This window comes from Thainema salinarum CENA647, assembly GCF_057732415.1.
This window is the reverse complement of sequence record NZ_JBYJZJ010000022.1, coordinates 3,399,979-3,413,870: the sequence shown is the minus strand read 5'-3', so window position 1 is coordinate 3,413,870 and position 13,892 is coordinate 3,399,979. Positions and strand designations below refer to the sequence as shown.

8 protein-coding genes are annotated in these 13,892 nt (G+C 52.5%); 3 read left to right on the top strand and 5 right to left on the bottom strand.

Annotated elements, in window-relative coordinates:
* Window positions 1–78 precede the first annotated feature (78 nt).
* Entirely contained in the window at window positions 79–1,890 is a 1,812-nt protein-coding gene (locus AC286M_RS21800) for an aspartate kinase (protein ID WP_488206395.1), read from the bottom strand.
* An 815-nt stretch (window positions 1,891–2,705) separates the two neighbouring features.
* Here AC286M_RS21800 and AC286M_RS21795 point away from each other — a divergent pair.
* Entirely contained in the window at window positions 2,706–4,208 is a 1,503-nt protein-coding gene (locus AC286M_RS21795; RefSeq protein ID WP_488206394.1) for a DUF2927 domain-containing protein, read from the top strand.
* A gap of 153 nt (window positions 4,209–4,361) precedes the next feature.
* Here AC286M_RS21795 and AC286M_RS21790 read toward each other — a convergent pair whose 3' ends face one another.
* A complete protein-coding gene (locus tag AC286M_RS21790; protein WP_488206393.1) occupies window positions 4,362–5,774 on the bottom strand; it encodes a NupC/NupG family nucleoside CNT transporter in 1,413 nt (470 codons plus the stop codon).
* A gap of 473 nt (window positions 5,775–6,247) precedes the next feature.
* Here AC286M_RS21790 and recJ point away from each other — a divergent pair, with 473 nt between their 5' ends.
* Complete coding sequence (gene recJ / locus AC286M_RS21785) at window positions 6,248–9,340, top strand: single-stranded-DNA-specific exonuclease RecJ (protein WP_488206392.1); 3,093 nt, start codon at window positions 6,248–6,250, stop codon at window positions 9,338–9,340.
* Between the two features lie 56 nt (window positions 9,341–9,396).
* On the opposite strand, the gene acs is transcribed toward recJ, so the two are convergent.
* Complete coding sequence (gene acs, locus AC286M_RS21780; RefSeq protein WP_488206391.1) at window positions 9,397–11,367, bottom strand: acetate--CoA ligase; 1,971 nt, start codon at window positions 11,365–11,367, stop codon at window positions 9,397–9,399.
* A 324-nt stretch (window positions 11,368–11,691) separates the two neighbouring features.
* Here acs and AC286M_RS21775 point away from each other — a divergent pair, with 324 nt between their 5' ends.
* On the top strand, window positions 11,692–12,246 hold the full coding sequence (locus AC286M_RS21775; protein ID WP_488206390.1) for a hypothetical protein: 555 nt from the start codon (window positions 11,692–11,694) through the stop codon (window positions 12,244–12,246).
* 137 nt (window positions 12,247–12,383) lie between these two features.
* On the opposite strand, the gene AC286M_RS21770 is transcribed toward AC286M_RS21775, so the two are convergent.
* Together AC286M_RS21770 and AC286M_RS21765 are read right to left on the bottom strand one after the other, a co-directional pair.
* Complete coding sequence (locus AC286M_RS21770; protein ID WP_488206389.1) at window positions 12,384–12,956, bottom strand: hypothetical protein; 573 nt, start codon at window positions 12,954–12,956, stop codon at window positions 12,384–12,386.
* 118 nt (window positions 12,957–13,074) lie between these two features.
* Window positions 13,075–13,776: a phosphatase PAP2 family protein gene (locus AC286M_RS21765; protein ID WP_488206388.1), complete on the bottom strand. Its 702-nt coding sequence runs from the start codon at window positions 13,774–13,776 to the stop codon at window positions 13,075–13,077.
* Window positions 13,777–13,892 lie beyond the last annotated feature (116 nt).

Sequence of the window (13,892 nt, the reverse complement as noted above, 5' to 3'; positions counted from 1 at the left end):
TTAGGCCAAAAAGGTAATGCGCTGCGCTTTTGTCCGTGAGTTAAGCTTACGCGGCAAAACATCATTCCTTCACTCGTATTACGCCGGTACTTGAACTTGTGTTTTCCCCGACAGGCCAAAGACATCGTGAATTGCTTTCAGTGCTTTGGCTCCGTCCATTTCGCTGACGACGCAGCTAATCTTAATTTCCGATGTGGCAATCATTTGGATGTTGATTTGCTCGGCAGCGAGGGCGCGGAACATTTTTGCGGCCACCCCTGGTTGGCCCACCATGCCAATGCCGACGATACTCACCTTGGCAATTTCGGCATCGACAGTAACGTCGGCATAGCCCATTTCCGTAGCCATATCGACCAGTACCATACGTGCTTCTTCGGCATCGGTCTGGGCTACAGTGCAGGCAATATCGCGGGTGGCAATACCATTCACTAGTCGGCAGCGCTGCGACTGAATAATCATGTCAACGCTGATGTTGCGATCGGCCAGCAGTTTAAAGATGCGGGCTGCCATACCGGGTTGATCCGGTACATGCCGGATGGCAAGACGGGCCTGCTTGAGATCCAGTGCAGCTCCTCGTACAGGTGGATGCTGAGTAGTGGACTGAGCAATCGGCGGCGTCATTGACGAGCTTTTGACATCAAAGGTTTGGCAGAGAGCGGCAATTGCGCGATCGCAATCGGCTACATCAATCGCACAGCTTACCTTCACTTCTGAGGTGGAAATCATCTGAATATTAACGCCCGCTTCTGCCAGAGTGATGAACATCTGCGCTGCCACACCGGGACGACCAATCATGCCTGCCCCCGCAATGCTGACTTTGGCCATCTTCCGATCGACCATGACCTCCGCTTCTGCACTTGTCGGATCAGTGGAGTTGCGCAGAACAGGTGCGATCGCAGCTGCCACCGCTTCCGCCCGATTCAAGTTGTTGCGTACGACTGTAAACGCGATGTCGTTGGTGTTGCCTTCATGAATCGACTGAATAATTAGGTCAACGTCTAAATCCTGCTGAGCAATTTCACCAAAGAGCTGCGCTGCCACCCCCGGTCGGTCAGGAATGCGGAGCAGCGCCACCTTCGCCTGATCGGTATCAAACTCTACGCCATCAACTGGATGAGTAATCTCCAAGCCCTCTAGGGGACGCGGTTGCGGCACGGGCGAAACCACCCGTGTTCCCGGATCATCGCTCCAGCTTGAACGAACGACCAAATCAACCCCATAGTTGCGAGCAATTTCCACTGCGCGAGGGTGTAGCACCTTGGCACCCAAGCTAGCCAGCTCTAGCATTTCATCGCAGGTGATTTCAGTCATCAACTGTGCTTCTGGCACAATGCGCGGATCAGTGGTGAGAATGCCCGGCACATCGGTATAAATTTCACAACAGTCGGCCTGGAGTGCCGCCGCCAGTGCCACAGCTGAGGTGTCGGAACCGCCTCGACCCAGCGTGGTGATTTCCAAATTGGGCGTGTTGCTGATTCCCTGGAATCCGGCCACCACCACCACTTTCCCTTCATTCAGATGTTGGGTCAGGCGATCCGTCTCAATTTTCAAAATGCGGGCACGGGTATGTTCAGCTTCGGTGACAATTCCCACCTGAGCACCCGTCATCGAAATGGCTGGCTGGCCGATTTCCTGCAGCGCCATGCTGAGTAGCGCAATCGAAACCTGCTCGCCGGTGGAGAGCAGCATGTCCATTTCTCGCCGACTGGGATTTGCAGAGATATCGTTAGCGAGTTTAACGAGGCCATCGGTTGTTTTACCCATTGCCGAGACGACGACGACAACGGTGTTGCCTGCGTCAGCGGTGCGTTTGACTCGCTGTGCTACGGCTTGAATACGTTCGACGGTACCGACGGAGGTGCCTCCAAATTTTTGGACAATGATAGCCATGATAAGTAAACAGGTTGCGTTAGTCTGAGCGTGTCCTCATATCATGCCAGATGGGTGAGATCGAAATCCCTCAATTTGGCAGTAATTCACATCTTTATAGTTTGCAAAGCCACTGCAACTCCTTACAGTTTGCATCGCTACATAGTGGTACATAGTGTAGAACTGCGATCGCAGTTTAGATTCATCTGTCAATCATTACCTGACGAATCTTAACGATCTGGCTACTCACACTAGCAGCTTGATGTTCCCGCAAAGTATCCCGTTACACCAACTGGAATATTGGAATCTGAGCAAAAAAAGTGGCCACTTATCCAGATACCGTGTGGCAGAGTAGCGATTGATCAGCGATTAATGGCGTCATGAGAGTCTACAGCGGCTAATCCTGTTAGTTCTGCTGAGCATCTTTATGTACCAAGGCTTTATGTACCAAGGTGGGTGATACCAGCCAAAGATAAACGTACCCAGCCTGTTCCAACCTGTGTGCCACAAACAGAATTGCCCCTAAATTCCCTAACGATACATCGGCCTAGGGAAATTACGGATCACCGTAGGGAAACACCTGATTTACCGACCATTTCGGCCAACGTCATACTTTGTAAAACAGGTTCAAATCCTGACCAATTGCAGAAGTCTCACGCATCGATATAGTTGCGCTCCTCCACCTGTGAAAAATTTGGACACAACATTCCCCGTTTTCACGTCACTCACTGCAACGGGGCATCTGTTCAAATCAACCATGTTGTTCAGAATCATATCCAGAATCAGAAGGGGGCCGTGTGAGACAGTTTTGCCGGAATATATTGACCAACCCACAGATGACCCGAACCTATGCGATCGCACTTGGACTATCATCTACGTTCCTAACATTGGCTGGAGCCTTACCATCAGTCGCCCAAACTGCCGCTAACGGTCAGTTTTTCCAAAACCGGGGAGAAATTATTTTCCAGAATCCCGTCAACCGCTCTGCCGGAGCTAATTATCAGAGCAACCCATCCGCTACAGGGCAACGCCCGGCAAGGGTCTATAACTCAGCGGTATATCAACGCGGGGAACGCCTACGCGAGTTTTCATCTCAGTCGGTTGATCAAAATTCCAGCTATCAAAATTTTACTGATCAAAATCAGTCAGGCTACGGTCAATCGGTTTATCAAAATCCAGCGACTGCCCGCCAGTCTGCTTATAGCCAGTCCGGTTATACACAAGGTTATAGTCAGTCCGGTTACGAGCAGCTAGACTATGGTCAGGCAAACTATGGCCAACTGACTGATCAAAATTCGACCTACTTAAATCAAGTTAATCAAGCTCCTGTTTATCAGAATCAGGCGAGCTATCAAAATCAATCCATTTATCGTCAATTGGGTAATCAATCAGGCCTCCGCCAACCTACCTATCAGCCGTCAGCCTCTAGTCAGTCTATCTATCAACCAACAGCCTCCCAGCCCACCACCTTTAATCAATCAGTCTATAGGAACCAATCTAATCCAGGGGCTGCACTTTTAAGCCGTCCATCCCAATCTTTCCCCCGTGCAGGTACGATGCGCGTCACCACCGAAGCAACTGAACGGGTAGGGTCAGAGCTAACAACGACTGTATCCACAGTAGCGCCATCGGCTGTGTCCCCATCTCGCGTTACAGAAACAGAAACCGCGTTTGTGCGACCAACTCCGAGGATGGAGTCTCCTGTGATGCCTACGTATGACGCATCTGTAATTGATTATTTTTTGGAAATTGCAATGGGGGCTGAGTTTAATAACAGTGCAGAAGTGGTGCGCAAGTGGGAATCAGACATTCGAATTCGAGTCAACGGCAACCCAACGGCTGCCGATCTGCAAACGCTGCGCAGCATCGTTGATGAAATCAACGGCATGAACTTAAGCATCCGGATGCAAATCGTGGATCAAAATCCCAATGTCGAAATGTATTTTGTGCCAGAGCAGCAGTTCAGCCGCTATGAACCGAACTATCGTCCTGTGAACATGGGCTACGCCTGGGTGCGCTGGAATAACTACCGGATTTCCAGTGCCAGTATTTTGATTTCAACAACGGGGGTCAATCAGCAAGAGCGATCGCACTTAATTCGCGAAGAATTGACCCAGGCAATGGGCCTCTTGCAAGACTCCTATCGCTATCCAGACAGCATTTTCTACCAGGGCTGGACGGATACGACGGCTTATACAGCGCTTGACCGCAAAGTGATTCAGCTACTCTACAGCCCAATGATCCAAGCTGGCATGTCGAGAGCGCAGGTAACGGCTGCGTTGAACAGTGGTTCGAATATGGCAGGTAATGCTTATTCACCGAGTTCAGTCCGCCGCTAGGAACGCAGTACACACTGGTTGATCCCAGTCTACGTATAAGAACACAATTATTTTTTGAAACGTTTGCATCCGCAGATGCTCCATCATATTTAGATCAAAAGAATGGGGTGGGTAGCTTCGGCTACCCACCCCATTCTTTGCAGCAATTCATAATTATTGTCCGAGGACTGCTGCACCTTCGTAGAAGTAGATACCCGCAATGCAGCCTGTCATTAAGGTGGCTAGCGTACCAGCCCACAGTGCTTTCCAGACAATCTGGCTAATGTCCTTGCGGCGAGAGGGAACCAGACCCGCTAAGCCGCCAGCAAAGATGCCCACCGAGGCAATGTGAGCGAATCCACAGAGCACGTAGCTGACGACGAGCATAGCGCGATCGCTAATTGCATCAGCCGCTGATAGCTCAGCCAGCCGTTGATATGGCGGAATCGCCGTGAGTAGCAACCGCTGACCAATCAAAACAGAGGACGTCCAAAGCTCTTGCCACTCCAGCGAGACGCCCGTTAGGAACGTCAGCGGTAAGAAAATCATACCGAGAATGTTTTCAATTGTAATGAGGCTGAAGAATTGGCCAATGGCTTGAAAGACACCAACGGGGCTACTTGATAAGTTGGCCAAGCTATCAAACAGCATGTTGACGAGTTCCACTAGACCTAAAATTGCGATCAGCACAGCGGCAATGCCCACCGCCATCTTGACGCCGTCCAGTGCGCCCAGGATCAGACTATCCATTGGGCTGGGCCGATCAACTTCGTCATCAACTTCCTCAGGGATGCTGCCCAGCGTTTTGGGCACATCCTTTTCGGGAACGAGAATTTTGGAGACTACAAAGCAGGCTGGAATCGTTAAAATCGATGCTGACATCAAGTGTCCGGTGATGGCTGGAAACGTCGGTCGCAAAAAACTAGCGTAGAGCGCCAATACGGTAGAGGCAATCGAGCCAAAGCAAGAGGTGAGAATCGCACACAGCTCGCTGCGGGTCATGTCAGCCAAGAAGGGCTTAATTGCGATCGCAGATTCAATCCCGACAAAAATATTGGCGGCACCCGCCATCGATTCCGCCCCGCTAATCCGCAGTGTGCCGCGAAACAGCTTGGCAAACACCCGCACAATCGGCTGAATGATGTGTAGCCGATACAGCAAGCTAATCACTGCTGAGAAGAAGATAATTTGGGGCAGGAGCCGAAAGGCCACAATGTAGCCCATATTCAAATTTGCGGCTCCGAGCCGATCGCCAGGCACGGGGACGTAGGCAGGCGTAATGGCACGCGCAATCCAGCGTCCGGCCAGTACTGGCCCCGGCGCATTACCGGGTACGGGGACAAACAGATCAGAAAACAGAAATCGCGATCCGGCCTCCGATGCATCAATGACTGCATTCAGCAGATCATTCAGATACAGCACAATGTCTCGTGAGCCGGGAATGCGAAAGACTAACGCGCCAATCACAAGCTGTAGCCCTACTCCCCAGGCAATCATCCGCCAGGGGACGACACGTCGATCTTCTGACCCTAGCCAAGCCACAAAGCAAAGGCCAAAAATGCCAATAAAGGAAAGGGCGTTTAGCATAAAAACCTATCGTTTTTGAGGTTAGATTGCGCTGATCCCAAGTCCGCTAAGTTGTTGCAAAATTCAGATCCGCAGTCCCACAATAATCTGAGACTTTCAAACTGCAACCAGGTTTTAAAACTTTGATACGTCTTTAGATGGATAGAGAAGGTGGAATCGTGATCATGTGTTGCAAGTTGCGATCTCAATCAGGGATTTCGGTACAATCGGACAACTTTTACTGAGAAGATAAAAGTAAGTTTGTACTTTAGGCTTGTAATGTTTTGTACTTTACAGATATTGTTTGGCACATAACAACTCACTCAGTAAGTAGGTTGGCATAAATAAACGCATTTAAAACCGGGGGAGCGCCCCGGAGGGGCGCTCCCCCGGTTTTTTAGATATGCATTTACTCATGTGCAGCTACTTAACAAATCACACAACGGATCACACAGCGGATCAGACAATTGGTAGGTTCGATTGACAAGCTCGACATGACTTCAACCCAGCAAACGGTGCGGCTGCCCGATCAGCGCTGGCATATTCATCCGCCTCAGTTGGCTCAGGCCAATCTGCTGGGGCAAAATGCCCTGTTGTCGCCGCTGCTGGCTCAGGTGCTGCTGAATCGGGGCTTTACCACGCGGGAAGCGGTCGATGAATTTTTGCATCCCGATAAGCAACTGCTGCCGTCGCCGCTGGAGGAGTTTCCGGATCTGGTGGTGAGTTTAGAGCTGCTGCAAACTGCGATCGCAAATCAGGAGAAAATCGCTATCTGCGGCGACTACGATGCGGACGGTATGACCAGTACGGCTCTTCTGCTCCGAGCACTGCGATATCTAGGTGCCGATGTTGATTACGCCATCCCCAGCCGCATGGCTGAAGGCTACGGCATCAACGAGCGGATCGTGGAGGAGTTCCACGCGGAAGGGGTGCGGCTGATTCTGACGGTGGACAACGGCATTGCCGCCTATCAGCCGATTGCGCGGGCGCGTGAGCTGGGTCTGAACGTAATCATCACCGATCACCACGATGTGCCGCCGGAAATTCCTCCAGCCAATGCGGTTTTGAACCCCAAGCTAATCGATCCAGAGTCACCCTACTGGGGCGTGGCGGGTGTGGGTGTCGCTTACATCCTGGCCGTCTGTCTGGCGCAGGAAATGGGCAAGACGACGGACTTGACCGCGCCGTTATTGGAATTATTCACACTGGGCACGATCGCTGACCTAGCACCGCTGACCGGGGTGAATCGCCGCTGGGTGCAGCGGGGGTTGCGTCTGCTGCCCAAGTCGCGGATTACGGGTATTCAAGCACTGATTCAGGTTTCAGGACTGGGTGGTGCCCAGGGCAGCTTGAAACCGGAAGCGATTGGTTTTCGGCTTGGCCCCCGCATCAATGCGGTTGGTCGAATCGCCGATCCGCAGGTGGTGATTGACCTACTGACCACCGATGACGAAGGGGTGGCGCTAGAGCGGGCCATGCAGTGTGAACAGATTAACCGCCAGCGTCAGATCCTTTGCGAACAAATTGAGCAAGATGCGATCGCACTTTGCGAAGCGGGCCGAGATCAAATTAAGCAAAATCGGGTGCTGCTGCTGGTTCACGAAGGCTGGCATCATGGCGTGATCGGTATCGTCGCCTCGCGATTAGTGGAGCGCTACGGCGTGCCCGTGTTCATCAGCACGTTCGAAGATGGCGAGGAGGGAGAACCCGCCCAGATTCGCGGTTCAGCACGGGGCATTCCAGAATTCAACGTCTATGAAGCGCTGCACTTCTGCGATGACCTGATGACCAAATACGGTGGCCACCGCGCGGCTGGCGGGTTTACCTTTGCGGCTGACCAACTGGAGGCAGTGCGATCGCGCTTGATCAAGTTTGCCCATCAGTATCTGGAACCAGAACTGCTGAAGCCGCTGGTGAATATTGATGTGCAGGCGGATTTGGCCGATTTGACGCTGGATTTATATCAGCAAATTGATCAGCTTCATCCCTGCGGCATCGAAAATGCCGAGCCGATTTTTTGGACGCCCAACGTGCGGATCATTGAGCAGCAGCAAATTGGCCGCAGCCGCGATCATCTAAAAGTCACTGTGGCGCAGGGCGATGAGCGAGGAGCTGAGCCAGTCTCAATAAAAGCGATCGCATGGCGCTGGGGTGAATATTGTCCGCTGCCAACGCAGTTAGATATCGCCTATAAGCTAAAGCTGAATGAATGGCAGGGCCGACAGTCGGTGGAGCTGGAACTGGTCGGCGTCCGGTTGCCGCAAGCGCTAACCAGCGGTTCGAAGGCGACTTCTACAGTAAAGAAAACCAAGGGTAAAAGCTCAGCCAAGAACGGCAGTAAGCCGCTGCAAATCTCGTTGCCGACGATTCATGCCGACGAAACTTCAGATGGTCTGGATTCCGGTGAGTTGACCGATCTCGGCATAGATGAGAACGGCAAGTCGCTCTGGACGCGGGTTGATTTCTACTACAACAAGCGCCACTACGAGTGCAGTTTGTCGCAGGTTGACCCCCATAATCCAGCTTCCAAGGAACTGCGCATCCGCAATCCGGAAGGTCAGGTACTTGCGATTCAGCTCCAGCAGCGCCGGGGACTGTTGGGTAAGCGACGTGAAGAAGCTAAAGAAGTCGATGTTTCCCATCCCCACTACTTCAACCTGATTCGGGCCGCGCTGGATGCCCTCCAGCTCCGCCAGAAAACGCAGATCCTGCTCGAAAAAGACCAGCTAGTCAGCGAAAAAGATAAGCAGGTGAATATGCTCCAGCAGCAGTTGGCCCTGCTGGAGGAAAAAATCAACCAGCTTTCGACCGCTCAGCAGCAGCGGTTCCGCAACCTGCAAAGTGAGTTGCATATGCAGGAAAGCGCCATCCGCAGTCATGAAGCCCATATTGCTGAGCTGCAAACCCAGCTAGAGCAGAGTGGAGCCAACCTTGATCCGCGCGAAATTCGCCGCAATGTGAAAGAGCAGCTCGGAGATGCCATTTGGCGGCAGCTCCACAACCGCAGCCAGCGCGATCTCTGTGCGGCCCACAAAAACTACATGATGATTCACACCGAGGGCTTCACTTCGCAGCTAGCCGATTACTCGGAAGCGGGTCTGCGACTGGGTTTCGCCGTAGAGCGAGAAATCGTGCAGCCGTTCTTCCGCGATTTGCAGGACTTCCTGCTGGTCAATGGCGGCACTGAAATCGGCGGCCTGCGGCTCAGCCCCAAGAAAAAATACACCCTGGGTATGCTGCCGCCGCTCCTGGCCTCAGAATGGCAGTCCCTCCGCGACGAAAGCCTGAAGCACCGCAGCCAAATTCCTCAAGATAAGCTGTACTGCTCCGTTTCAGCCACTGGTATCAATCGTGCCGATCACAAACTCATTCAGCAGTTCATCGCCGACTGGCAACACCCGATCGCAACCTGGCTCCAGCAAAAAGAAGCCCTCGCTGCTTCCCACATTGACCAAATCAGCAAACTGCGCAACACCGCCGCCCACGCCGAAAGCTTTCTCTATGCGTGGCAGTTCGAATTGTTGCGATCGCTAGTCATGGGTGCCACGCAACAGCAGGGAATTTTTAATGAGATTTACGGGGTTTAACTCAAATAGCGCATTGGTCGCAGGTTACAGCCTGCGACCAATGCGCTATTTATCACCTACGCTCCTTGCCGCAACTTGTCCAACACCGACCGATCCTCTAGCGTTGACGTGTCGCCTGCGATCTCTTCGCCAGAGGCAATTGTCCGCAGCAAGCGCCGCATGATTTTGCCGGAGCGGGTTTTGGGCAGTGCATCGGCAAAGCGAATATCACCTGGACGTGCGATCGCACCAATTTCACCGACCACATGCTGCTTCAGCTCAGCAATCAGCGCATCCGTGGGTTCTTGGTCACCTTCCAGCGTAATAAAGGCGACGATCTCGCTGCCTTTCACCTCATCGGGTTTACCCACGACTGCGGCTTCGGCCACTGCTGGATGAGACACCAGCGCCGACTCAATTTCCATTGTGCCGAGACGGTGGCCGGAAACGTTAATCACGTCGTCTACGCGACCCATCACCCAAAAATAGCCGTCTTCGTCGCGTCGTGCGCCGTCGCCCGCAAAGTAGAGGTACTGACCATCTTTAGGCGGAATGTGCTCCCAGTAGGTGCGACGATACCGATCCGGATCGCCGTAGACGGTGCGCAACATGCTGGGCCAGGGATGACGTACCACCAGATACCCCCCTTGATCGCCCTCCACCGAATTGCCTTCCAGGTCAACAATGTCGGCCAAGATGCCGGGGAAGGGCTTGGTGGCGGAACCCGGTTTGGTGGGAATTGCGCCCGGTAGCGACGAGATCATGATGCCGCCCGTTTCCGTTTGCCACCAGGTATCGACGATGGGGCAGCGCTCTTTGCCGATTACCTTGTGGTACCACACCCAGGCTTCGGGGTTAATCGGTTCGCCCACGGTGCCGAGTACCCGCAGCGAAGACAAATCGCGTGCATTGGGCAGGTGATCGCCCATCTTGATGAAAGCCCGAATCGCCGTCGGGGCGGTATAGAAAATGTTGACGCCGTATTTCTCGACGATGTCCCACATACAGCCCGGATTGGAGGGACGGGGCGCACCCTCGTACATGATGCTGGTGGCACCGTTGGACAAGGGGCCATAGACAATGTAGCTGTGTCCGGTAATCCAGCCCACATCTGCTGTACACCAGTAGACATCGGTATCTTTCAAGTCAAAGATCCACTTGGTGGTCATGTGGGTGTAGAGGTTGTAGCCGCCCGTGGTGTGAACGACGCCTTTTGGTTTGCCCGTGCTGCCGGAGGTGTAGAGGATAAACAGGGTGTCTTCGCTATCCATCGGTTCAGCCGGACAGTCTGCCGAGGCGTCGGCCTGGAGTTCATGCCACCAGTGGTCGCGTCCCGGCTGCATTTCCACGTCTTGCTTGGTGCGCTGCACCACCAGCACGTTTTCTACCGTCGGTGCAGCATTGTCAGCCAGCGCCCGATCTACCTGAATTTTCAGCGGCACCTCTTTATCTTTGCGGAAGCCACCGTCAGCGGTGATCACCAGCTTAGCCTTGCCGTCCACCAGCCGATCGCGCAGCGCCTCAGCACTGAAGCCACCAAAGACAACCGTGTGGGGTGCGCCAATCCGAGCGCAGGCCAACATTGCGATCGCAGCTTCCGGAATCATCGGCATGTAGATGCCCACCACATCGCCTTTGCCGACGCCCAGACCTTTGAGTACATTCGCCATCTGGCACACTTCGTAGTGCAGTTGCGCGTAGGTGTAGGTGCGGGTGTCGCCCGGTTCGCCTTCCCAAATCAGCGCGGCTTTGTTGCGTCGCCAGGTCGTGAGGTGGCGATCCAGGCAGTTGTGGGAAATGTTGAGTTTACCGCCGACAAACCACTTGACGAAGGGGGGCTGCCAGTCCATGACCGTATCCCACTTTTGGAACCAGTCCAGTTCCTCTTCGGCTAGCTTGGCCCAAAACGCCGCTGGGTCGGCCTTGGCCTGCTCATAAAGCTGTTCGTATTCAGCCAAACTCTTGATATGCGCCTGCTGGGAAAAGTCAGCGGCAGGATTAAATAAACGCTTTTCTTGCAGAATCGACTCAATCGCCGGTTGTGTCATTGCTTTAAACCTTTATCTAACTCAAAGGAGGCTACATCAAACCACCTTACTGGTTTTGAAGCGCTGAATGTCATCGTCGTATGGGTTACTTAATCTTTTGCCCAATCTGATCTCACTCTTTAATCTCACCGGGCAATCCTTCCGATGAGGGAGGAGACGATCCAGATCTCACGGAACCATGAAGAATGTGCGATCGCATAAAAACAATTTTGGTAGTCCCCGACGGTCAGGGTTTGGCATACAGGGTTTTACCCGCGCTACACCAATCATGGCCTAGACGTGACTGCTTCAATTTTCAGATTTAGATAGGAGATATCAATCAATATGGCTGACATGACAACTTTAGCAACGAAGCTGGCTGACCTGAAGCTGTTTCAAAACGTCCTAATCGACATGGAACAAAAGCTGATGGCGGCAACCGATGACGAGACGATTCGGAAGCGACTGTCCAACATGCTCGACAGCGATCGCGACAATCTGAGCGTGATTGACCAGGCTATTTCCAAGTCCGGCACCAATGCCCAGCCGCGCGACATTACCCAAAAGCACGCGGAAAAAGTAGGCCAGATGGTTAACGGTTCCGAGCTGACGGAATATGACAAGTTCTTCCAGCTCGAACTGCTGAAGCACCAGCAAACCATGAACGGTTTGGTGATCCACAAGGTCGCTCAATCTCTCAACGACGATCTTCAGGACGCGATGGAGCCGCTGAACAAAGTCAACTTTGAAAACCGCGCTCACCAAGAAGTACTCAAAGGCGTTCTCTACTTCGTCGGTACTCGTGAAATGGCAGGCAAAGAACCCGATATGGGTCTGATCGGCAGCCTGGAACAAGCGATCGCAGCCGTGAAAGGCGCGGTCGGCAGTGCAATCAGCTAGCGCTATTTCGTAACTGACTTTTGAACAACAGTGAAAGAGCGATACGCATTGTGTATCGCTCTTTCACGATCTAAACGCTATGTGTATTCCAGTGTTTAATCCAGTGCAAATCGGCATTAAACCGTCGTCTCATCCGATCAGTCATCAAAAAACTCCAACAGGTCGAAGATAAAATCGCCGACTTCGTGGAGCAAGATAACTGCGATCGCAACAACCGGAACTCCAATTAGAAACAGCAACCATCGGTTTTTGATATTGGGTAAACGGAAGTTCCAGAGCCTTTCGCGTAGCCTGTACGGCAAGTCCACAGGCGCATCTGTAGGTGCATCTAACTGAGCCAACAGGTTTAGAGTTTCTGGATGCTTCAAGTAGTCTTCAACTAGAGCACTCTCACCAATGTAAAAACGGTGATTCTGGCGATCGAGCAGCAAAGCATGTTGAGCAGAATGGTCATAATCGCCAAGCTGATAAGGTGCCAGCAGTGGCTGAATCTGGGGATGAGCACAAAACAGTTGCCAAGCGTGGGCATTGCCCGTGCTGACTGTGTCTCCATCCGTATAGCAAACCTGATTCAGCTGTGGCTCCCAGTACAAGCCCAACCATCGAGCCGAGGTGCGAATGCCCAGGGCTGATTCAAACTGAGCAGGTGGAGTAACGGATAGTGGTTGAAATTGAGGTGAAGAAAGCGTATGAGAATTATTTTCTGTCATCGTCACAACAAGGCTTGAAAGCTTGCAATAGATGGGACATAGAAGTCAGGCGGCTAGTTGACAACGCGACTGCGAATTCAGATTACACCAGCTAGTTGGGTGAGGGTGAGGGTAGCATCTACTGGCGGCTTAACCTCCGGGTGGCTAACTGAAACAAACTGATGCAAGCGCTAATCCAGAGGAATCCTACGCTGTAGCCTGCCAGCACATCGGTTGGCCAATGAACGCCTAGATAAAGACGGCTGAAGCCAATGCTGCTAATCAGCAAAACCGCTAGGCCATAAATCAAATGCTTGTATTCCGCAAAGTGCTGGGCCAGGAGAAAAGCAGAGAACCCGTAGAGAACCATCGACCCTAAGGCGTGGCCACTGGGAAAGCTGTAACTGGTTTCGGTAATGAGCTGAGCCCACAATTGAGGCCGGGGTTTGCTAAAAAATAGCTTTAACCCATTACTCAATACGGCTCCTCCCAAGCAGTTGACGGCAAAGATGACGGCAACTCGCCATCGCCACTGCCACCAAAACCAGATAAACCCGATACAGGTGAGCGGAACAACTACATGAGGATCGCCCAGACGGGTTACAGCTAGCATCACCTGATCGAGTACAGGATTAGAAAACTGGTTGATCCAGAGTAGAACTGATTCGTCAAAGGCAAAGGCTTCCTGTTCCAGTACCTCCTCAGCCAGATTGGCCAATCCGAATAGAAGCAGCAAACAAATCCCTAACCAGACAAACCCAGCGGTTGCCACAAAGGACATTAGTCGGGGATGCACTTCATGTATCCACAACCTGGCCAGTTTTCTGAGATTTTGCTGCATGGGTGATTCCTCCGCTATCTGTAGCGTTAGTCAGCTTACTGATTGCACCGAATATCGTTAATTTTCGATGACGCAACAATCTGACTTGCCCTAATCACAAGCCTTGCCGATATGGC